Source organism: Psychrobacillus sp. FSL W7-1493, from assembly GCF_038004905.1.
Taxonomy (GTDB): Bacteria; Bacillota; Bacilli; order Bacillales_A; family Planococcaceae; genus Psychrobacillus.
On record NZ_JBBOSB010000001.1, the window covers coordinates 1,725,314 to 1,746,993 of the forward strand.

The window sequence follows — 21,680 nt, forward strand, 5'->3', positions numbered from 1 at the left end:
GTCAATAATATGCTAGAACTCGATTTAATGGACGAAACAAATACATTAACTAAAGAAGCTATTGCACTAGTAGAAAAAGTACTACAATCCGCAGCAGGGCAATTGAATGTAAAAAACGAGAGCGAAGTAAGTGTTACGTTCGTTACAAACGATCAAATCCAAGAAATCAATAAAAACTATCGGAACAAAGATATGCCTACAGATGTAATATCTTTTGCTATGGAAGAAATGGGTGAAGGTGAAATTGAAATTAAAGACGCTGACATACCCATATTGCTTGGAGATATCATTATTTCTGTAGAACGTACGATTGAACAAGCACAAGCATATGGGCATACCTTTGAACGCGAGCTTGCTTTTTTAGCCGTCCATGGTTTTTTACACCTATTAGGATATGATCATGGGACGGAAGAAGAAGAAAAAGAAATGTTTGGTCTACAGGAGAAAATTTTGCAGGAGTTTGGTTTGAAGCGTGAAGGCCATGAACTTTCATAAGTTTGGGAAGTCCTTTGTCTACGCTACACAGGGAGTTATACATGCAATAAAGACTGAGCAAAATTTTCGACTGCATTTGTTTGCTGCAGGTATAGTATTCCTTGCAAGTTTATTAACTGGCCTCTCTAAATGGGAATGGATAATCGTTGTTATGCTCATTTTTGGGATGTTCATGATAGAATTAGTGAATACGTCCGTAGAAAGAATTGTAGACCTTGCTTCTCCGGACTTCCATCCTTTAGCCAAACAGGCTAAGGATCTTGCTGCAGGCGCATGTTTAGTCTATGCGATCTGCACAGTAATAGTAGGTTTAATTATATTCATACCGAAATGGTCGGTAATCTTATTTTAAAGGTGTGATTTTATATGGAGAAAGAAGAATTACTAAAAGCATCTATCACAGCCATGGAAAAAGCATACGTTCCGTATTCGAAATTTCCTGTGGGAGCAGCTTTACTTACTAAAAGTGGAGATGTTATATTAGGCTGTAATATTGAAAATGCATCTTTTGGGTTAACAAACTGTGCTGAGCGAACTGCCGTTTTTAAAGCTGTGTCAGAAGGTATAAAAGACTTTACAGCAATAGCTATCGCCGGAGATACAGATGGACCAATTTCACCATGCGGAGCATGTAGACAAGTTTTAGTGGAGTTCTGCGAGCCTAACATGCCCGTATATTTAACAAACTTAAAAGGAAATGTAACAGAAACGACGGTGTCAGAATTATTGCCTGGAGCTTTTACAACGGAGGATTTAAATTATGATGGAAAACAATAAAGGATATAAATCAGGATTCATATCAATAATCGGACGACCAAATGTAGGTAAATCTACATTTCTAAACCGTGTAATAGGGCAAAAGATAGCAATAATGAGTGATAAGCCACAAACAACTCGCAACAAGGTACAAGGAGTCCTTACTCTAGACCAAAGTCAAATGATTTTTATTGATACTCCGGGTATTCATAAACCGAAGCATAAGTTAGGTGACTTTATGTTAAAAGTTGCTAAAAATACGCTACGTGAAGTAGATGTTATCATGTTCATGGTAAATGCAACAGAGCCTAGAGGTAAAGGTGATGAATTTATCATTGATCTATTAGAAAAAAACGAAACTCCCGTATTTTTAGTGATCAATAAAATAGACCAAGTACATCCAGATGATTTAATCGGAATTATTGAATCTTATAAAGATAAATATGATTTTGCTGAAATCGTTCCTATTTCTGCTCTTCAAGGTAACAATGTAGAAAGACTACTAGAAACAATTCAATCATATTTACCGGAAGGTCCACAATATTATCCAGCGGATCAAGTAACTGACCACCCAGAGAGATTTATCATCTCTGAACTGATCCGTGAGAAAGTATTGCACTTGACTAGAGAAGAAATACCACATTCAATTGCGGTTGTAATTGACAAGATAAAAAAAGAAGAAGATACAGATAAAGAGATGATCCGTGTTATGGCTACTATTATTGTAGAACGTGATTCTCAAAAAGGTATTGTAATCGGTAAAAGAGGTGCACTTCTAAAAGAAGTTGGGACAAGAGCTCGTCATGATATTGAAATGCTTTTAGGAACTAAAGTATTCCTAGAACTTTGGGTGAAGGTTCAAAAGGATTGGCGCAATAAATCTGCCCACCTAAAAGATTATGGATTTAGAGAAGACGAATATTAATATAAAGGAAGCATAGAAGGAAGGGAAGGCTTTTGCTTCAAAAGGTAGAAGGGATTGTCTTACGAACCTCCTCCTACGGAGAAACAGATAAAGTAGTAACTATATTCTCTCGAGAGCTTGGAAAAAGGGCTGCGATGGCTCGCGGAGCTAAAAAGCCAACTAGCCGTCTTTCTTCGATCTCTCAGCCTTTTACCTATGCATATTTTTTAATACAACAAGGGAGAGGGATGGGGTCTCTTCAACAAGGTGAAATAATTGATTCGATGCGTGTCATTCGAGAAGATATTTTTACTACAGCTTATGCTAGTTTTATAATGGAGCTAGTAGATAAACTAATTGATGATGAATCTCCTAAACCACATGTGTTTACAATTTTACAGCAAGCATTAGAGGCAATATCTGAGGGCTATGATCCAGAAGCCATTAGCTTGTTTGTTGAGTGGAAGATGTTATCCGTAGCTGGAATTTATCCGGTACTCCATCAGTGTGCCAATTGTGGAGCAACAGATGGGGAATTTGCATTCTCTTTTGCTCAAATCGGTTTTTTATGTCATCGTTGTTTTACAATTGACCCTTATTTAATCCGTTTAACACCCTCACAGGTGAAGTTAATCCGAACATTTTATACCGTTCCTATTGACCAGGTTGGTAAGCTAACTTTGAAAAAAGAGACGAAGGGCTTTATAAAAAAAATCGTACGGACCATATACAATGAGCAAGTTGGAGTTCGTTTAAAATCTCAAGGGTTTCTAGACCAAATGGAAAAAACACCAGAGTTTTTCCAGCCTAAAAAAGATTCTCATTCGGAAGAATAATTCCGGATGAGTTTTTTATTGGAAAGGCTCTGTTAAATTTAATTGTTGTTTTTTATAATGTGCACAAGAAAATGCACGAAACGCTATTACATAAACCGTCCCCAAACTTACATTTGGGTTTTATTTTGTATAGTTTATTAAAACTTGTTGCCCTAAATTTTCCTTTAGGTTAAGTATATTTGTATACAAACCGTCTAGACTTTATTCTTTAGATACACCTTTTCCACCTTTTGTTTTTAGCGTGCTAATTCTTTCTATACTAGTAATAATGGGTTTTGCTTGGCTGATTAATTTTTGAGTAACCTCAAGACCTAAAGAGGCTTGATGGGAACTTTCATCAGTCCAAACTTCATAAACATAAACTGAATTTGGTTCATTATCGGCAATGTTCACTACATATATTTCACATTCATCTAAAGTTTCCATTGATTCAGCTGCTTCTATCAAAATATTAACCATTTCTTCTTTTTTTCCTTCTTGAACGATAAATTTATTAAGTAGGCTAAATTTATTCATTTCATTCTCCTTAAATTTGTCATTACTTAAGTAATTCTATATTCCGATTCCATTCTCCTATTATTCCCGTTATTAACGTTATCTCAACTACTTAACTTCCTGGGTTTATAACAACATACCTAAAGCGATGAGTTATTTCGGCCAACGCTGTAAGTCCTGGCAGCCGGGTGAAAGTCCTAATAACTAAACAATCATTACGGATTGTATTTCGATATACGTTTTGGAAAAAATATAAACAAAAAAACCTGCAAATTGTATCCGAAATTGGATTTGTTTTGCAGGCTTAAATTATTTTAGAATGCTTTTAATTAAAATTGTATTTGCTCTTCAATATAAGCTTTTACTTCTGAAATAGGCATTCTTGTTTGTTCCATAGAATCACGATGACGCACTGTAACTTGGCCGTCCGTTTCGGAATCAAAATCATACGTAATACAGAATGGTGTACCAATCTCATCCTGACGGCGGTAACGTTTACCAATGGATTGAGACTCATCATAATCAACCATGAAATGTTTGCTAAGGTCAGAAAACATTGCTGTTGCACCTTCAGATAGCTTCTTCGATAAAGGCAAGATTGCTGCTTTTACCGGAGCTAGAGCAGGGTGGAAACGTAAAACTGTTCGTTGATCGTCGCCTTCTAGCTGCTCCACGTCATAAGCCTCGCATAAGAATGCCAATGTTACACGGTCAGCTCCTAGAGATGGCTCGATGCAATATGGTACATATCTTTCATTGGTTACTGGGTCGATATAATTGAAATCTTCACCAGAGTGTTCCATATGCTGTTTTAAATCGAAGTCAGTTCTATCGGCAATACCCCATAGCTCACCCCAACCAAATGGGAATTTATATTCAATGTCTGTTGTTGCATTCGAGTAATGTGAAAGCTCGTCGTCAGAGTGGTCTCTTAGACGAATACTATTCTCCGAAACACCTAAGTTTAGTAACCATTCGCGGCAATAATTGCGCCAGAACTCGAACCATTCCATGTCTTCGCCGGGCTTACAGAAAAACTCTAGCTCCATTTGTTCAAATTCTCTTGTACGGAAAGTGAAGTTACCAGGAGTGATTTCATTTCGGAAACTTTTTCCGACTTGGGCAATACCGAAGGGCATTTTTTTACGCATAGAACGCTGTACATTCTTATAGTTTACAAAAATACCTTGTGCCGTTTCTGGACGTAAAAAGATTTCGTTTGTAGAAGATTCCGTTACACCTTGGAAAGTTTTGAACATCAAGTTAAATTGACGAATTTCCGTGTAATCATATGCACCACAAGAAGGACAAACTACATTATGCTCCTTCATGATTTCTTCCATTTTCTCAAAGGAAAGGCCATCTATTACCATTTCAATTCCTTTTTTATCTAATACATCCTCGATGATTTTATCCACACGGTGACGTGATTTACATTTTTTACAGTCGATCATTGGATCATTGAAGTTACCAATATGACCTGAAGCGACCCATGTTTTTGGGTTCATAAGAATAGCAGCATCTAACCCTACATTATAAGGTGATTCTTGTACAAATTTTTTCCACCAAGCTTTTTTAACGTTGTTTTTAAGCTCTACTCCAAGTGGACCGTAATCCCATGTATTTGCCAAACCTCCATAAATTTCAGAGCCAGGGAATACAAAGCCTCTTTGTTTTGCTAAACTTACTACATTTTCCATTGAAAATTCCATTTGACATACCTCCATTTTGATAAAAGCTTTTAAAGAAAAAAATGAAACAAAAAACTCGTCTCCGGGCCTCAATAGCCCGGGGACGAGTTTATAACCCGCGGTTCCACCCCGATTGGTTGTATGTATGACAACCCTCTTTAAAAACTTAAGCTCCAAGCTGCCGTTTCCTGTAGATGTGGTCTTGCACTATCACCACTCGCTTTATGTTACAGTACTTATAATGCTCTTCAACGCTTTAATATTACTGATGATTGTATCATATGCTTCTTTATTTAGCAATGTGATGGATAATGGTATATAATTATTTAGAATAAGTATAACTAAGTATAAACTTTGAGGCGGTGAGTCCAATCGAACTCAACAAACGGCAAGTCGAAATTTTGGACATTGTAAAAGGGAATGGACCTATTACTGGTGAACAAATTGCAGAACGACTTAATCTGACTAGGTCAACTCTAAGACCTGATCTTGCGATATTAACGATGGCTGGCTTCCTGGATGCTCGACCTCGTGTAGGTTATTTTTACTCAGGTAAGAAAACCAGTCAGGCAATCTCTGATAGCATTGCACAAATGCTCGTAAAGGATTTTCAGTCTATCCCCGTTGTTGTAGAAGAAAGTATGTCGGTTTACGATGCAATATGCCATATGTTTTTAGAGGATGTTGGCTCTTTGTTTGTCGTTGATAAAAAATCAGTATTATCCGGTGTGCTTTCTAGGAAAGACTTTTTACGAACAAGTATCGGAAACCAAGACTTAACTAAAATGCCGGTACATATGATTATGACTAGGATGCCAAATATTACGTATTGTCTGAAGGAAGATACATTAATTGAGGTAGCAAATAAGTTAATGAGTCGCCAAATAGACTCATTGCCAGTGGTAAAAGAAGCAAAAGACGGTTTAGAAATTGTCGGAAGAATTACTAAGACAAATATTACTCGGGCTTTCTTATCTTTAGCTGATGACCATGATTTATGAGGAGTGAAAGAATGAAAATGTTAAACCTATTTATTGTTTCAGACTCTATAGGAGAGACTGGCGAGCTAGTAGCTAGAGCTGCGGTAAGTCAGTTCAGACCAGGTCTGCAACATACAAAGTTAAAAAGATTTACCCATATCGATTCTATGGATCATATTAAAGAGATAACCGCTTTAGCTAAAGAACAGAATGCAAGTATTTTATATACATTGGTTCAACAGGAAATGAGAGAAGCAATCGTTAAGTATTGCAAGGAATATGAATTAGAGTGCGTCGATTTGATAGGCCCTGTGATTAATCTTTTAGAAAAGAAACTAGAGGAAAAATCTTTTGAAGAGCCAGGTCTTGTACGTAAGCTTGATGAAGACTACTTTAAGAAAATTGAGGCAGTAGAATTTGCAGTAAAATATGATGATGGCAGAGATCCAAGAGGGCTACTGCAGGCCGATATTGTTTTAATCGGGGTTTCACGCACTTCCAAAACACCTTTATCTCAATATCTAGCAAACAAAAGGTTCAAGGTTGCAAATGTACCTTTAGTACCGGAAGTAGAGCCGCCAGAAGAACTTTTCCAAATTGATCCTTCGAAATGCTTCGGTCTTATAATCACTCCCGATAAATTAAACTCCATAAGAAGAGAAAGATTAATCGCAATTGGTCTTAAGGATGATGCTAGCTATGCCAAAGTGGAACGTATTAATGAAGAAATAGCGCACTTCCAAAAAGTGGTGGATCGAATTGGCTGTAGAGTTATTGATGTGACGAATCGAGCAGTAGAAGAAACAGCAAATTTAGTAATCACTCAAATTCAGCAAAAATAATTTAAAATTTTGGACCGATTCACAATTGTGAAAAGGTTTTTTTATGTACGAAAGCGAATTAAAGTATAGATTAATATATTGAAATGTTTTATAATACTTATTTGTGGAAAAAAGAAATTTTTCGTATTATCATGTAAATATTTTGTCGATTCTTGCAGGATTTTTCTTCAGTCTCTCGAATTAATACTAAGTAGTAAGTAAAGATGGTGAAATCATGAATCGTATAGAAGAAGAAGTAATCGAACAAGTTAGAAATAATACAGACATTGTTGATGTTATCAGTGAATTTGTTCAGCTTACAAAGAGAGGTAGAAACTTTTTCGGCCTTTGTCCATTTCATGGTGAACAAACCCCATCTTTTTCTGTCACTCAAGAAAAGCAAATTTTTCATTGCTTTGGCTGTGGGGCTGGCGGAAATGTAATTACATTTTTAATGGACATTGAGAATCTCTCATTCCATGAAGCAGTTAGTAAACTAGGTAGCCGCCTTGGAATGCAGATTGAACATAAGGCAACCCAAAACTCTGAAGAGAAAGCACCGGTCTCCAAAGAAGTATCTCTTATGAAAAAAGCGCATGAATTTGCTAGCGAATATTTTCATCATCTTTTACTTCATACGGAGGAAGGAGAAAATGCATTACATTACTTACAAGAAAGAGGGTTTTCTACCGAACTCATCGAAAAGTATAAAATAGGATGGTCATTGCCTAGCTGGGATGCCCTAACTACCTTATTAGAGAGAAAAGGTATGGATTTGCAAGAAATTGAGAAAACTGGACTTATTATTAGAAAAGAAAATGAATTGAAGTATTTTGACCGCTTTCGTGGAAGAATTATGTTTCCTGTTTTCGACGAAACTGGCCATGTAGTTGCGTTCTCTGGAAGGATTCTTGGTAAGAAAGAAAATGAAGCCAAATATTTAAATAGTCCTGAATCTCCTATCTTTCAAAAAAGCCAGATACTCTATAACTTAGATAAAGCTAGACTAGACATTAGGAAAAAACGCAACGTGGTTATTTTTGAAGGCTTTTTAGATGTTATATCGGCGTCTAAAGCGGGTATAACAAATGGTGTTGCAACAATGGGAACAGCATTAACGTCTCAACATATAACCAAGCTGAATAGATTAACCTCCAATGTGACCCTTTGTTTCGATGGAGACAAGGCAGGGATGGAAGCGGCAAAAAGAGCAGCAATCTCTTTACAAGGGCAAAATATTCAGACAGAGGTTGCTATTATTCCGGATGCTATGGATCCAGATGATTATATTAAGAATTATGGGGAAGAAGCTTTTAAGGAGAAAATTATTGAAAAGCCCCATTCTTATCTTTCATTTATGATGATTGTTTCCAAAAGAGATAAGAATTTTAATAACGAAAATGATACCCTTCAGTATATTCAAGAAATATTGGAAATACTGAGTGAGAGAAGTTCTTCTGTAGAAAGGGATCTGTATATTCGACAGCTTTCTCAGGAAACAAATGTATCCGAAGAAGCTATCTATCAACATTTACGGAAAATACAGGGGAAAAAAGCAAGAGACACTAAAAGTAGTAATCATAGCAACAATTCAATTCCTTTAGCTGCTCCTCAAGAGCTGCCTAAAAAGAAACGAACCCTTTCAGCAGATGAAAGAGCAGAAAGAATATTATTAGCACATATGCTCCATAATCCGCAGGTAATTGACATTGCAATTAGAACTATAAGTGATGGCCCATGTTTTATAAGGGACGCATACGAAGCTGCGTACGTTCGTTTGATGGGGTATTACGAAGATTATCCAGAAGGTGACTATCAACGGTTTTTAGAAGTATTAAACGACGGTGAATTAAGGAAAATAGTAATGGAAGCTGCGCTCTCAGAACGTGATCCAGAACATGAAACTGAGGAAGTCATGGACTGTTTGCGCCATATTAGAAAATACCGGATTGAGCAGCAAATTGGGCAAAAGTTACATGAAGCTAAAGAGGCTGAAAAAATGACGGATATAACTAAAGCGCTAAAACTGGCACAAGAGGCCATTCAGTTAAAAAAATCTTTAGTAAATTTTCAATAATCATCCGGTAGTAAAAGGAGGAATTCTTATGGCGGACAAGTCTGAACGTACAAAAGAAACGGACATAGAATTATCATTATTAGAAGCAAAGAAACAACTGATTGAGTTAGGTAAAAAGAATGGTGAGGTAACTTATCATGATATAGCAGATAAATTAGCATCTTTCGATTTAGAATCAGACCAAATCGAGGAATTCATTGATCAGCTAGAAGGCAAGGGTATTGAACTTGGGCGTAAAGCTGGAGATGAGGAAGATTTAGATCGTTTGATGAAGGGTAAGGAAGAAGAAACTTTTGACCTAAATGATTTAAGTGTCCCCCCAGGTGTTAAAATCAACGATCCTGTACGTATGTACTTAAAAGAAATTGGTCGAGTAGATCTTTTAAAGGCATCAGAGGAGATTGCACTTGCTGAAAGAATAGAGCAAGGTGATGAAGAAGCCAGAAAACGTCTAGCAGAGGCGAATCTACGTCTAGTTGTAAGTATTGCGAAGCGATATGTTGGTCGTGGTATGCTTTTCTTAGATTTAATTCAAGAAGGAAATATGGGTCTTATTAAAGCAGTAGAGAAATTCGATCACAGAAAAGGTTTTAAATTCAGTACGTATGCAACTTGGTGGATTCGCCAGGCCATAACTCGTGCAATTGCAGACCAAGCAAGAACTATTCGTATACCAGTGCATATGGTTGAAACTATTAATAAGCTGATTCGTGTGCAACGTCAATTACTTCAAGACTTAGGCCGTGAGCCTTCTCCAGAAGAAATCGGAGAAGAAATGGATCTTCCAGCAGAAAAAGTTCGTGAAATTTTAAAAATTGCTCAAGAGCCTGTTTCCTTAGAAACACCTATTGGGGAAGAGGATGACTCACATTTAGGTGATTTTATTGAAGATGCCGATGCACAGTCACCATCTGATCATGCAGCATATGAGCTTCTTAAAGAGCAATTAGAAGATGTACTAGATACATTAACTGACCGTGAAGAAAATGTACTCCGTTTACGATTTGGTTTAGATGATGGACGTACAAGAACACTAGAAGAAGTAGGAAAAGTTTTTGGTGTTACTCGTGAACGTATTCGTCAAATTGAAGCGAAGGCTTTAAGAAAATTACGCCATCCTTCTAGAAGCAAGCGTTTAAAAGATTTCTTAGAATAATCAAGAGACATCCTGATAAAGGGTGTCTTTTTTACAGTATTTTTTAGTGCCTTATTTCTCCTGAAAAGAGGGATTACCCATCTCACTTTTCTTTTTATTTCAAGGTGTTCGTAAAAATGCACTTGAAACTAGCCGAAAAGATTAGTATAAAGAGATATAAGGGAAAAGAGGATGGATATGTCTATTCAACGAAAAAAAGTAATATTGAATGAAATTGCTTTTTGGAAGCAAAACAAGCTACTTCCCGAGCATTACTGTGATTTTCTTACAGCTCTTTATGCTCAAGGGGAAGGAGAGGGAACTGAAGTAATCAACGAAGGTATACTAGCAGAGGAAGCGAAAAAGTCAAAGCTGAAAGTAATCTCGGCTACTTCCGTTATAAGTCTCATTACTCTCGCACTTTTAGGCTCACTAGTTTTCATAACAACGGCCATTATAATACCTATTATTTTATCGGGACTTGCAATTCTAGTTTTTACGTACCTATCTATTAAAAAGTTTAGTAAAAGTTCAATCTTATCACCCTTGCTATTAGTATTTTCTGCGTTATTACTATTAGGAATTACTTTTAAAATATGGGAAGCCTTTTTCATAACGGAGCCTACTACACTAGTAATTATGATTGCAGTTAACTGCATATTATGGTTATTTTCTGGCTTACGATTGAAGCTAATTTATTTTACTATTTCCGGTATTGTGGGACTCTTGTTGATATTTATATACATCTCTATTACATTTTTTACATAGAATACAATTTTTAATGATTGAAATTTCACGTTACAAGTGGAATTTCATTTTTTTTTTGAGTTAATGAACCTACACATGCGCCTGAGCAATGGAATGATGGCTTATCGTGTGCTCCATAGAAAGCTGACTGGAGTGGAAATCAATTGTACTTTCTGTGAAATGTATGAAGTTTTTATATTTCTCTGTTGGAACTAAAAGATTAATAAAGAAAAATAGATTCAAATTCGTTTTAATATGATTATTTACATAATCTTTTGTATAATAAAAAAGTAAGCGTTTTTATTTACAAAGGGGATGGAATAAAATGAATTTTGATTTAACGCAGGAACACCAAATGATTCGTAAAACGATTCGAGAGTTTGCTAGTGAGGTTGTAGCTCCCGGAGCAATTGAGCGAGACAAAACGAAGGAATTTCCAAAAGATATCTTTAAACAGTTAGCCGACATGGGGATGATGGGCTTACCGTTTTCAGAGGAGTATGGTGGAGCAGGAGCTGATACAGTTAGCTTTGCTATTGTGACTGAAGAATTGAGTCGTGCCTGTGCATCAACTGGTATTACCTATTCAGCTCATATATCACTAGGCGGTGCACCGCTAAGCTTGTTCGGAACAGAAGAACAAAAACAAAAGTACTTAGTTCCAATTTGTACGGGAGAATCTTTAGGTGCTTTTGGATTAACGGAGCCCAATGCTGGATCGGATGCTGGGGGTACTCAAACAACTGCAAAAGAAGAAGGTAATGATTTTGTTATAAATGGAAGCAAGGCGTTTATTACAAACGCTAGTTATGCAAAACATCTTGCACTAACTGCTATCACTGGTATGTCAGATGGTAAAAAAGAGATTTCTGCTATTATAGTTCCAACTGATGCAGATGGTTTTACAGTAATTGATAACTATGAAAAAATGGGGTTAAATGCTTCCAACACCACTGAACTAGTAATAGAAAATGTTAGAGTACCTCAAGAAAACTTATTAGGTAAACGAGGAAATGGTTTTAGACAGTTTCTAGTTACATTAGATGGTGGAAGAATTGGAATAGGTGCAATGGCAGTAGGGATTGCTCAAGCTGCATTTGACCGAGCACTACAGTATTCCAAGGAACGTAAACAATTTGGAAAAACATTATCAGAGTTTCAAATTACACAGTTTAAACTAGCGGATATGGCAATGAAGATTGAATTAGCAAGAACAATGGTGCATAAAGCTGCTTGGTTAAAGGACCAAGGACGTCCGTTTGGTAAAGAAGCGTCTATGTGTAAACTATACGCTTCTGAAATCGCAATGGAGGTTGCTGATCAGGCGATTCAGATTCATGGCGGATATGGATATATGAAGGAATATGAAGTGGAACGCTATATGAGAGATGCAAAATTACTTGAAATTGGAGAAGGTACTTCCGAGGTCCAACGAATGGTAATAGCTAGACATATTGGTTGTTAAACATTAAAAATATGTCGATTTTGTCACAAAGCTTTAAAACTTTCTTCAATAACACTTTTCGTTTTCGACACAATGGAGTACAATATGAGTGTTGACTAATTCTATATTAGAAAAGAATGTATAAAAGAAGGAGGGTTAACTATGCAAAAGAATCCAATTATCCCATTTATACTTATTATGGCATTTGGTATCGGTTTAATTTTCTTCCTATCTATCGATGGAGTAGGTAATAAAGCAGAAATTGCTGAGTCACATGAAGGCGGAGAGTCCGCTGAAGGTGGAGAAGAAGCTACTGCTGGTGAATTCGATCCTGAAGCACTTGCTCAAGGAAAATGTATCAGCTGTCACGGTAACACTTATGAAGGCGGAATGGGACCATCTTTAGTTGGTCTTGAATTGTCTGAAGATGAAATTAAAGACATTTTAGCTAACGGTAAAGGTAGCATGATGCCTGGTGGTTTAGTACCAGAAGAAAACCTTGATGAAATGGCTGCTTGGGTCAAATCTCTAGGTGAATAAGATTTTAAGAAAAGACCTCTAGATTCTTTTTAAGAATCGAGGTCTTTTTTTATTTTTGTTATAATAATGGTGAGGTGTATAAAATGAATGCGAAAAACTTATCAGATAGACTGAAAATCGTAGCATCCTTTGTCGAACAGGATACAATTTTAGCGGATATAGGAAGTGACCATGCTTATCTTCCATGTTACTTGGTCCATCAATCCATAATCTCTAAAGCAATTGCTGGAGAGGTAGTAAAGGGACCATTTGAATCTGCAGTGAAGCAAGTGAAAAGTGAAGGCCTGGAAAAGCAAATTGAAGTGCGTTTTGGAGACGGACTGCAAGTGATTGAAGACGAGGACCAAGTGGGCACCGTTACAATTGCTGGGATGGGTGGTCCGTTAATTGCTTCCATACTAGAAGCAGGTAAGCATAAACTTACTAACGTTCACACGCTAATTCTTCAACCGAACATTCACGCAAAAGCAATTAGAGAATGGGCAATTAGAGAAGGCTGGAATATTGATCAAGAAACAATTTTGGAGGAGCATTCCAAAATTTATGAAGTAATTGTACTTAAAAAAGGAAATATGGTGCTTAATGAACAGGAGCTTTTATTAGGACCAATTTTAATGCAAAGCTGCACAAGTGTATTTCAGAAAAAATGGTCAGTCGAAATGAAAGAATGGGAAAGAATATTGACTCAATTAAAAAATATTCCACCATCTCCGGAAGTTTTACAAAAAGTAGAGGAAATAGAGAATAAAATCTCGTTAGTGAAGGAGCTGTTGTAAACATGAAGCAAACCAATGGACAACATCTTATTTCTATCTTTGAAGAATGGGCACCACGCTCCTTAGCGGTAGAGGGAGATTCGGTAGGCCTTCAAATCGGTAGATTAGATAAGCTTGTTACGAAGGTGCTTGTGACATTAGATGTGAACGACGAAGTGGTAGATGAAGCAATTGAGCAAGGGTGTCAGCTAATCATTGCTCATCATCCTCCTATTTACAGTAAGCTTAAGAATATACGTACAGATATGCCACAAGGACGTCTGTTTGAAAAACTGATTAAGCATGATATTGCTGTATACGCTGCTCATACGAATTTGGATATTGCCAGTGGAGGCGTTAATGATTTATTAGCTGAAGCACTGAAGCTAGAGAATATTTCTATATTAGAACCAACAACCTCCGAAAACTTAATGAAGCTTGAAGTATTCACTCCTAAAGAAGCTACTGAAACTGTTAGAAAGGCTCTAGCAGAGGCTGGAGCAGGTAATATAGGGGATTACAATAGCTGTAGCTTTACAACCTCTGGAGAAGGCCGTTTTAAGCCTGAGGAAAGTGCAGAGCCTTATATCGGGAAGGCAAATGAGTTAGCGGTTGTGCAAGAAGATAAAATAGAGGTAGTGCTACCGGCTTCAAAGAAAAATAAAGTATTAAGAGCATTGCTTAATAACCATCCATATGAAGAACCTGCATACAATATGATGAAGCTTGATACTAAGGTCAATGAAATGGGACTCGGAAGAATAGGGTTGTTACCAAACAAAGTTTCTTTGGCGGATTATGCAAATACCGTGAAATCATTGCTAAACGTGCCTTTTGTTCGAGTCGTTGGACCGCTAGATAAACCAGTTCAAAAGGTGGCAGTGCTAGGCGGAGACGGTAACAAATATATTTCGATTGCTAAAAGGGCAGGGGCAGACGTTTTTATAACGGGGGACTTATATTTTCATATTGCACAAGATGCATTAGCGATGGGACTTGCTGTTATTGATCCTGGCCACCATATAGAACAAATTATGAAAATTGGCGTTGCAAGATATATGCAAGCGGAGTGTCTAAATAAAAAACTGGACTGTGAATTCATCGCTTCTAAGATATCTACAGAACCTTTTAAACTTATTTAGCTAAAAAATAAAGCTTCGAAAATTTTACTATTAGTAAATTTTCGAAGCTTATTTTTAGAGTATCTTTTAAATCGACCTCTATATAATCAAGTTACTTTGTTAGTTAACTGTATAAGGCTCTATTCTAGTAACTGGTTTTGGAACTTTAATTTTTGGTAGAATTTTCTCAGGAAGCACTTTTTTCGTTGTATCATGAGTTGTAGGATCATTTGGATCGTATTTCTCTAGAAACTGTATAACTTCCTTTACTATTGGTGTTGGCGTAGAGGCTCCGGCAGTCACTGCTACATGAGTTACATTGTCCAGCCATTCTAGTTTAAGATCAGATATATCGCCAACTCGGTAAGATGGAGTTCCTGCAATTTCCTCTGAAACTTGTGTAAGTCTATTAGAATTGTTACTCATAGGGTCACCGACAACGATAAGTAGCTCTGCTTCTCCTGCTTGCTCTGCAACCGCTTCTTGTCTCACTTGAGTAGCAAGACAAATTTCTTTGTGTACCTCAATGTCAGGAAATTTCTCTTTTAGCTTCTCCATGAGATGAACAACATCCCATTGAGACATAGTCGTTTGATTTGTTACTAATAATTTTGTGTTAGAAAGGGAAAGACTTTCGATATCCTCATTTGTTTGGACAAGATGGACTTTAGTTGGGGCAACCCCGATCGCCCCTTCAGGTTCAGGGTGACCTTTTTTCCCGATATAAATAATATCATAGCCTTCTGCAGTTTTTTCTTTTATTAGATCATGGGTAACGGTAACATCAGGGCATGTGGCATCAATGGATACTAATCCTTTTTTGCGAGCTAATTCCTTTACCTCTGGTGAAACTCCATGTGCAGTAAAAATGACCGTTCCTGTATCGACCTTCGATAGAATATCTAAACGATTTTCTCCATCTAAAGTAATAATTCCATCCTGCTCAAATGCATCTGTTACATGTTTATTGTGAACAATCATTCCTAATATATAAATTGGACGTGGAAGAGATGAATCCATTGCTGCATTCCTTGCAATAACCATTGCATCCACCACACCATAACAATATCCTCTAGGCGAAATTTTTTGTACAATCATCTTTAAGAAACTCCCTTCAATACGAGCATACTCATATTATAGCGGAGGTACGAGATGATTACAAAATATTAAAATGGTGGCTGGAAAATTCTCGGTAAAGAAACACCGCCTGTAGAAGCTACCGTATTAGCTACTCGGGCAGCAGCCGGAGCTGCCGCTGAAGTTGCTGTAGTCGCAGTAGCCGCTGCTGTTGCTGCAGTTGCAGCGCTCGCTGCGGCACCTGCAGCAGGGGCAGCAGAGAATCCACGGTAAAGTCTTAATAGAGCAGGGACGTTTTGAAGCATTGGAGCCCATTGTTTAACCATAGGTGTAATTTGTTGTGCAGTATTTATAAACTTATCAGCTGTTTGCAAATAAGACATGGTTTTACTGCTTAATCCTCCAGTACTTGCTGCCGCTGCACCCGCTGCTGTAGTTGCGGCACCTGCCGTAGCGGCTCCTTGAGCGAATCCTTGCGGCCCAGGACCGAAATTAGGCGGGCCTCCTGGATTAAATCCTCCTGCACGTGGAGGGCCTTGACCAAAATCATTTGGAACCGGTGGACCTCCTTGGTTAAATCCACCAATTGGTGGAGTAGGAACAGCATCTGCAGAACCACCATTGCCTTGGAATTGTCTTATAAAATTTGAAATTGGTCCACTCGCTTGCCCACTTGGTGCTTGATTGAAATTAGGTGGAGGAGGGGGCGTGTTTTGGAAAGAATTTGGATTGCCAAAATTAGAGAAATTGTTTCTTCTCTGAGCAAATGGATAAAATGATTCATAGCGCAATTTATTTCTCATCTCCTTTCGAACAAACAGACTATTCTATTCTATGCAAATTATCGGTTTTATGTACAAATCGTGTTACAATATAGGTATGATAGGGAGGGACTAAAATGTCCAAATATACAGATTATAATTTTCAACCGTTTTTACTAGAAGCTATAAATAAATTAGGCTTCCAAGAACCAACACCAATTCAAAAAGAAATGATTCCACTAGTCTTAAAAGGTAAAAGTGCAATTGGTCAAGCGCATACAGGAACTGGGAAAACACATAGTTTCTTAATACCAATTGTTGAAAAAATTGATGCTAGTAAGCAAGCAGTTCAAGCAATAATTACTTCTCCGACTAGAGAGCTCGCAACTCAAATATATAAAGAGTTGAACAAGTTAATTGAAGGCACTGAAATCCAAACTAAGCTATTTATCGGAGGAACTGATAAAGCTCGTTCAATCGAAAAGTTAAAAACACAGCCTCAAATAGTCGTTGGTACTCCAGGTCGACTTCGTGATTTAACAGTTGAGCAGGCACTCTTAGTTCATACCGCAAAAATATTAGTGGTAGATGAAGCCGATCTTGCATTTGATTTAGGTTTTATCAATGAAATCGATCAGTTTGCATCAAAAATGCCAGATGAATTAGAAATGTTCGTATTCTCTGCGACGATACCAGAAAAATTACAACCATTCCTTAAGAAATACATGGATTCACCTGTGCATATTAAAATAGGCAATAAACGTGCGGTCGCTGATGGCATAGACTTTACTGTTGTTCCAGTGCGTAGTAAATCTCGTAAAAAAAGATTATTAGACGTTATTGAAGGTATTAATCCTTATTTAGCGATTATCTTTGCTAATACGAAACAGAATGCGGATGAAGTAGCACACTATTTACAAGGAAACGGCATAAAAGTTGGCGTTGTTCACGGAGATGTTTCTCCACGTGATCGTAAACGAGTGATGAAGCAAATTCACGAATTAGAATATCAATACATTGTGGCTACTGACTTAGCAGCTCGTGGAATCGATATTCCAGGAGTAAGCCATGTCATAAACTACGAAATACCTGATGACCTTGAATTTTTCATTCACCGAGTTGGTAGAACTGCCCGCGCAGGACTAACCGGAACAGCTATTACCTTATTTGAACCATCTGATGAAGATGCTTTAAACCGTATTGAAAAGATGGGGATTACATTTGAGCATAAAGATGTAAGTAATGGCGAATGGTCTGAATTGAAAGAGAGACATGCTAGAAAAAATAGAACTAAAGTCGAAAATGAGATAGATGCAAAAGCAAAAGCGTTGGTTAGAAAGCCTAAAAAGGTTAAACCAGGATATAAACGAAACATGAAATGGGAAATGGATAAAGTTAAGAAAAGAGAACGTCGCATCAAAAACCGTAAGAAATAAGGGGGAACTTCCATGCTACTAGGATCACATGTTTCCATGAGTGGAAAAGAAATGTTGCTAGCTTCTAGTAAAGAGGCAGCGTCGTACGGTGCCAATACATTTATGATTTATACAGGTGCACCACAGAATACACGCAGAAAACCAATAGATGAGTTAAACATTGAAGCTGGCCTTGCGCATATGAAGGAAAACGGCATAAATAATATTGTCGTTCATGCACCTTATATTATTAATTTGGGGAATACAACGAAGCCAGAAACGTTTGCTTTAGGTGTAGACTTTCTACAAAAAGAGGTAGAGCGCACTGCAGCTATAGGAGCTACACAAATCGTATTGCATCCTGGTGCACATGTTGGTGCTGGAGCTGATGCTGGTATACAAAAGATTATCGAAGGCTTAAACGAAGTATTAAGCTCTGATTATCCTGTTCAAATTGCTTTAGAAACAATGGCGGGAAAAGGCTCTGAATGTGGTAAGACTTTTGAAGAGCTTGCACAAATATTTGATGGTGTGAAAAATAATGATCGCTTGTCGGTTTGTATGGATACGTGTCATATCCATGATGCCGGATATGATGTTGTAAACGATTTTGATGGCGTCTTAAATCATTTTGATCGTTTGGTTGGAATTGACCGATTAAAAGTTCTACACATCAATGATAGTAAAAATATTTGTGGAGCAGCTAAAGATCGTCATGAAAACATAGGGTTTGGTGAAATTGGCTTTGAGGCATTGCAATATGTAGTGCATCATCCACAGCTGATAAATATCCCTAAAATTTTAGAGACTCCTTTCGTTGGTGTGGATGCCAAATCAAAGAAAGCTCCATATAAAATGGAGATTGAGATGCTACGCTCGAAAACTTTTGACCCAAATGCATTAGATCTACTAACTGTTTAAATAGATTCAATTATTTAGGACCCTCTCTTTTCATTGAAAAGAAGAGGGGCCTTTTTCTTTCAATTGCTCGTATAAAGCAATTGCACGTTTTTCTCCTAAAATGCTTATAAGTTTTTGTTGAATAGCATTAGGCACACCTAAAACCAACCAAGTAATAGATATTTCTTGCAGTAAGGGATAGACGCCCTCTATTTCTTTATCTGATAATTTCACATCAAACCCTTTGAGTATTTTCTTAAACTCTTTTTTTGAACAGGTTTGTAGCTGAATAATAAACTTAGCAATATCCACTAGAACATCCTTTCAAGCATTTTTATTTACACTATACGATTTATCCTCTATACTTTTATTTTGTAAATCGTAATCATTCTTAATTAGAATAGAGGAAACAAATTGGCCTTACCATTAATTCAATTACATAATATTTCATACAAGTATGAACAAACACAAGCCTTAATCGATATCAATTTAGTTATTAAGGAAGGCGATTTTCTAGCTATTATCGGTCCCAATGGCTCTGGGAAATCAACCTTATTAAAGATAATGTTGGGCTTATTGAAGCCATCAAACGGAAATGTACTTCTCTTTGGAAAGCCGGCTAATCAGTTTAAGGAAAGAGAATGGATCGGATATGTTTCTCAAAAGTCCAATTCATTCAATACTGGATTTCCAGCAACCGTTAGTGAAGTTGTTAGAAGTGGAGTTGTTAAACAAATAGGTCTGTTTAAGCGTTTTCCGGATGATGTTAAAATACAAGTTCGTCAAGCATTAAAAGCAGTAGGAATGGAAGACTTCGCTCAAAAAAATATTGGAGAGCTTTCTGGAGGCCAGCAACAGCGCGTATTTATCGCAAGGGCTTTGATAAGTAATCCAAAAGTGTTAATACTAGACGAGCCTACCGTTGGAATTGATAGTAAAAATGTTCGTTCATTTTATAATATGTTAGTACATTTAAATCGTGAACATAACATTTCCATCGTATTAGTTACACATGATGTAGACGCAGTATCAACAAGTATTAGCCATGTTGCTTGCCTAAATCAGAGAATTCATTTTCACGGCTTTAAAAAAGATATGGAATCAATGAGCGAAGAACAATTAGAATCGTGGTACGGTCATTCGGTCCGTAAAGTAGAACACCAGGGTGAGGTACAGTCATGATAGAGTCTATTTTTCAGTATGAGTTTTTACAAAATGCATTTGCTTCCGGGTTGATTATTGGAATTATTGCTCCATTATTAGGTGTGTTTATTGTTGTCAGAAGATTATCCTTAATCGCTGATGCACTGAGTCATGTAACACTTGCCGGAATAGCAGGCAGTCTTTACCTGAGTCAATCTGTAGGAGCACTTGCGCTACTAAACCCATTATATTTAGGCATTGTGGCTTCTGTTACTGGTTCTCTTTTTATAGAGAGGCTTCGTCGTTTATATAAGCACTATGAAGAATTAGCGATTCCAATCATTATGTCGGCAGGTTTAGGCTTTGGTGCCATATTTATCTCCTTAGCCGAAGGGTTCAGCTCTGACCTGTTTAGTTATTTATTTGGCTCGGTGTCTGCTGTTAGTAGACAAGATCTTTGGATAGTTATTTGTATAGCAGCGGTTGTCTTCTTGTTTTTAGGATTATTGTTTAAAGAACTATTTGTACTATCATTTGATGAAGAGTATGCAAAGGCATCTGGCCTTCCTGCTAAGTGGATTCATATGCTATTCATGATAGTCACAGCTCTAGTAATAGCTGCCTCTATGCGAATTGTGGGAATCTTACTTGTTTCCTCTTTAATGACCTTACCTGTAGCAGCTGCTATGAGATTGTCAAAAAGCTTTAAACAGGCGCTCATTCTTTCAGTAGTATTTGGTGAGTTAGCTGTCCTTATCGGATTAGTAAGTGCATTTTACCTTGATTTAGCCCCGGGAGGTACCATTGTAGTTACATCTATTGTCATTTTACTTGGAGCTATTTTTGTTAAAAAGAAGGGTAGAAAGGGAGCGGTGGCAACGTGAATATAGATAAAGCATGGGATATTCTTAAAAAAGAGGGTTTTAAAAAAACAGACAAGCGAGAACAAATTCTTGATATTTTTTCTAAAACAACCAAGTATATTACCGCTAGAGATATATTAGACGTCATGATGGAGGAGCATCCAGGCATGAGCTATGATACTATTTACCGTAATCTTAGTACTTTTGTTGAGCTTGGTATTTTAGAAGAAACAGAGCTTGCCGGCGAAAAGAACTTTCGTATGCAATGTGAAGTAGACCATCACCACCATCATTTTATTTGTTTGAAATGTGGCAACATTAAAGAAATAAATTATTGCCCGATGGAAACGCTCCAAAATTCGATTCCTGGATATGAAATTGAAAATCACAAGTTCGAGATTTACGGCAACTGTCCAGAGTGTCATTAAAAATCACAAAAATAGTAGTTAAATAAAAGACATGAAATCAACAATGATTTCATGTGTTTTTATTTTGGCTATGTTAAAGTGATTGGTTGATTTTGACTAAAAATTTCTTTCTTATAGTGACTGTAAACATTAAAAAAGTGACGTTCAAATGACTAAAGAACATAAATAGATTTTGAATTGTGGTTGGTGACTGTTTTTTGGCTTTGTTTATGCGAGTAATTTAAGAACTTTATGGATGCAGTACAGCCTTTTCCATTTATTGATTGGAGCACCAGACGGCGACTCCAGCGGGATGA

General features: G+C 37.1%; 24 protein-coding genes. 19 read left to right on the forward strand and 5 right to left on the reverse strand.

What is annotated here, in order from left to right; genetic code table 11:
* Window positions 1–9: 9 nt before the first annotated feature.
* From ybeY to recO, 5 genes are read left to right on the forward strand one after another with little or no spacing between them, the layout of a single operon-like run.
* On the forward strand, window positions 10–495 hold the full coding sequence (ybeY, locus tag MKX96_RS08695; protein ID WP_340883213.1) for an rRNA maturation RNase YbeY: 486 nt from the start codon (window positions 10–12) through the stop codon (window positions 493–495).
* On the forward strand, window positions 482–847 hold the full coding sequence (locus tag MKX96_RS08700) for a diacylglycerol kinase family protein (protein WP_340885938.1): 366 nt from the start codon (window positions 482–484) through the stop codon (window positions 845–847). Before ybeY ends, MKX96_RS08700 begins: the two co-directional genes overlap by 14 nt.
* Window positions 848–861: 14 nt before the next feature.
* Window positions 862–1,272, forward strand: coding sequence for a cytidine deaminase (locus tag MKX96_RS08705; RefSeq protein WP_340883214.1), 411 nt, complete (start codon window positions 862–864; stop codon window positions 1,270–1,272).
* Window positions 1,256–2,176 (forward strand): GTPase Era, encoded by a 921-nt coding sequence (era, locus tag MKX96_RS08710; protein ID WP_340883215.1) that lies wholly within the window; start codon window positions 1,256–1,258, stop codon window positions 2,174–2,176. The genes MKX96_RS08705 and era overlap by 17 nt, the downstream gene beginning before the upstream one ends.
* A 32-nt stretch (window positions 2,177–2,208) precedes the next feature.
* Window positions 2,209–2,991 carry a DNA repair protein RecO gene (gene recO, locus MKX96_RS08715; protein ID WP_169358070.1) on the forward strand — a complete coding sequence of 261 codons (783 nt, stop codon included), beginning with the start codon at window positions 2,209–2,211 and terminating at the stop codon, window positions 2,989–2,991.
* 201 nt (window positions 2,992–3,192) lie between these two features.
* Here recO and MKX96_RS08720 read toward each other — a convergent pair whose 3' ends face one another.
* Both MKX96_RS08720 and MKX96_RS08725 read right to left on the reverse strand, forming a co-directional pair.
* On the reverse strand, window positions 3,193–3,507 hold the full coding sequence (locus MKX96_RS08720) for a putative quinol monooxygenase (protein WP_340883216.1): 315 nt from the start codon (window positions 3,505–3,507) through the stop codon (window positions 3,193–3,195).
* A 308-nt stretch (window positions 3,508–3,815) separates the two neighbouring features.
* Window positions 3,816–5,198 (reverse strand): glycine--tRNA ligase, encoded by a 1,383-nt coding sequence (locus MKX96_RS08725; RefSeq protein ID WP_340883217.1) that lies wholly within the window; start codon window positions 5,196–5,198, stop codon window positions 3,816–3,818.
* A 341-nt stretch (window positions 5,199–5,539) separates the two neighbouring features.
* On the opposite strand from MKX96_RS08725, the gene MKX96_RS08730 reads away from it, so the two are divergent.
* The 9 genes from MKX96_RS08730 to MKX96_RS08770 all read left to right on the forward strand — a co-directional run bounded on the left by MKX96_RS08730 (window position 5,540) and on the right by MKX96_RS08770 (window position 14,818).
* On the forward strand, window positions 5,540–6,178 hold the full coding sequence (locus MKX96_RS08730; RefSeq protein WP_340883218.1) for a helix-turn-helix transcriptional regulator: 639 nt from the start codon (window positions 5,540–5,542) through the stop codon (window positions 6,176–6,178).
* An 11-nt stretch (window positions 6,179–6,189) separates the two neighbouring features.
* Window positions 6,190–6,999, forward strand: coding sequence for a pyruvate, water dikinase regulatory protein (locus MKX96_RS08735; protein WP_340883219.1), 810 nt, complete (start codon window positions 6,190–6,192; stop codon window positions 6,997–6,999).
* A gap of 214 nt (window positions 7,000–7,213) precedes the next feature.
* Window positions 7,214–9,055 carry a DNA primase gene (gene dnaG, locus MKX96_RS08740; protein WP_340883220.1) on the forward strand — a complete coding sequence of 614 codons (1,842 nt, stop codon included), beginning with the start codon at window positions 7,214–7,216 and terminating at the stop codon, window positions 9,053–9,055.
* Window positions 9,056–9,083: 28 nt separating this feature from the next.
* Complete coding sequence (rpoD, locus tag MKX96_RS08745) at window positions 9,084–10,211, forward strand: RNA polymerase sigma factor RpoD (protein WP_169358075.1); 1,128 nt, start codon at window positions 9,084–9,086, stop codon at window positions 10,209–10,211.
* Window positions 10,212–10,388: 177 nt separating this feature from the next.
* Window positions 10,389–10,958, forward strand: a complete 570-nt coding sequence (locus MKX96_RS08750) for a hypothetical protein (protein WP_340883221.1) — start codon at window positions 10,389–10,391, stop codon at window positions 10,956–10,958.
* Window positions 10,959–11,262: 304 nt separating this feature from the next.
* Complete coding sequence (locus MKX96_RS08755) at window positions 11,263–12,402, forward strand: acyl-CoA dehydrogenase family protein (protein ID WP_340883222.1); 1,140 nt, start codon at window positions 11,263–11,265, stop codon at window positions 12,400–12,402.
* 141 nt (window positions 12,403–12,543) lie between these two features.
* Entirely contained in the window at window positions 12,544–12,921 is a 378-nt protein-coding gene (gene cccA, locus MKX96_RS08760) for a cytochrome c550 (RefSeq protein ID WP_340883223.1), read from the forward strand.
* A gap of 83 nt (window positions 12,922–13,004) precedes the next feature.
* On the forward strand, window positions 13,005–13,697 hold the full coding sequence (locus MKX96_RS08765) for a tRNA (adenine(22)-N(1))-methyltransferase (protein ID WP_340883224.1): 693 nt from the start codon (window positions 13,005–13,007) through the stop codon (window positions 13,695–13,697).
* 2 nt (window positions 13,698–13,699) lie between these two features.
* Window positions 13,700–14,818 carry a Nif3-like dinuclear metal center hexameric protein gene (locus tag MKX96_RS08770; RefSeq protein ID WP_340883225.1) on the forward strand — a complete coding sequence of 373 codons (1,119 nt, stop codon included), beginning with the start codon at window positions 13,700–13,702 and terminating at the stop codon, window positions 14,816–14,818.
* A 99-nt stretch (window positions 14,819–14,917) separates the two neighbouring features.
* Here the strand turns inward: MKX96_RS08770 and MKX96_RS08775 are convergent, their stop codons facing one another.
* Both MKX96_RS08775 and vrrA read right to left on the reverse strand, forming a co-directional pair.
* Window positions 14,918–15,895 carry a 4-hydroxy-3-methylbut-2-enyl diphosphate reductase gene (locus tag MKX96_RS08775; RefSeq protein WP_340883226.1) on the reverse strand — a complete coding sequence of 326 codons (978 nt, stop codon included), beginning with the start codon at window positions 15,893–15,895 and terminating at the stop codon, window positions 14,918–14,920.
* A 68-nt stretch (window positions 15,896–15,963) separates the two neighbouring features.
* Complete coding sequence (gene vrrA, locus MKX96_RS08780; RefSeq protein ID WP_340883227.1) at window positions 15,964–16,665, reverse strand: VrrA/YqfQ family protein; 702 nt, start codon at window positions 16,663–16,665, stop codon at window positions 15,964–15,966.
* Between the two features lie 107 nt (window positions 16,666–16,772).
* On the opposite strand from vrrA, the gene MKX96_RS08785 reads away from it, so the two are divergent.
* Both MKX96_RS08785 and MKX96_RS08790 read left to right on the forward strand, forming a co-directional pair.
* The gene (locus MKX96_RS08785) at window positions 16,773–18,071 is read left to right on the forward strand and encodes a DEAD/DEAH box helicase (protein WP_340883228.1); all 1,299 of its coding nucleotides are present in this window, start codon (window positions 16,773–16,775) and stop codon (window positions 18,069–18,071) included.
* A 12-nt stretch (window positions 18,072–18,083) separates the two neighbouring features.
* Window positions 18,084–18,971 carry a deoxyribonuclease IV gene (locus tag MKX96_RS08790; protein WP_340883229.1) on the forward strand — a complete coding sequence of 296 codons (888 nt, stop codon included), beginning with the start codon at window positions 18,084–18,086 and terminating at the stop codon, window positions 18,969–18,971.
* A 30-nt stretch (window positions 18,972–19,001) separates the two neighbouring features.
* Here the strand turns inward: MKX96_RS08790 and MKX96_RS08795 are convergent, their stop codons facing one another.
* Window positions 19,002–19,262, reverse strand: a complete 261-nt coding sequence (locus MKX96_RS08795; protein WP_169358085.1) for a hypothetical protein — start codon at window positions 19,260–19,262, stop codon at window positions 19,002–19,004.
* A gap of 102 nt (window positions 19,263–19,364) precedes the next feature.
* Here MKX96_RS08795 and MKX96_RS08800 point away from each other — a divergent pair, with 102 nt between their 5' ends.
* From MKX96_RS08800 to MKX96_RS08810, 3 genes are read left to right on the forward strand one after another with little or no spacing between them, the layout of a single operon-like run.
* On the forward strand, window positions 19,365–20,132 hold the full coding sequence (locus tag MKX96_RS08800) for a metal ABC transporter ATP-binding protein (RefSeq protein ID WP_169358086.1): 768 nt from the start codon (window positions 19,365–19,367) through the stop codon (window positions 20,130–20,132).
* Complete coding sequence (locus MKX96_RS08805; RefSeq protein WP_298472822.1) at window positions 20,129–20,977, forward strand: metal ABC transporter permease; 849 nt, start codon at window positions 20,129–20,131, stop codon at window positions 20,975–20,977. Before MKX96_RS08800 ends, MKX96_RS08805 begins: the two co-directional genes overlap by 4 nt.
* The gene (locus tag MKX96_RS08810; protein WP_169358088.1) at window positions 20,974–21,384 is read left to right on the forward strand and encodes a Fur family transcriptional regulator; all 411 of its coding nucleotides are present in this window, start codon (window positions 20,974–20,976) and stop codon (window positions 21,382–21,384) included. The genes MKX96_RS08805 and MKX96_RS08810 overlap by 4 nt, the downstream gene beginning before the upstream one ends.
* Window positions 21,385–21,680: the final 296 nt, after the last annotated feature.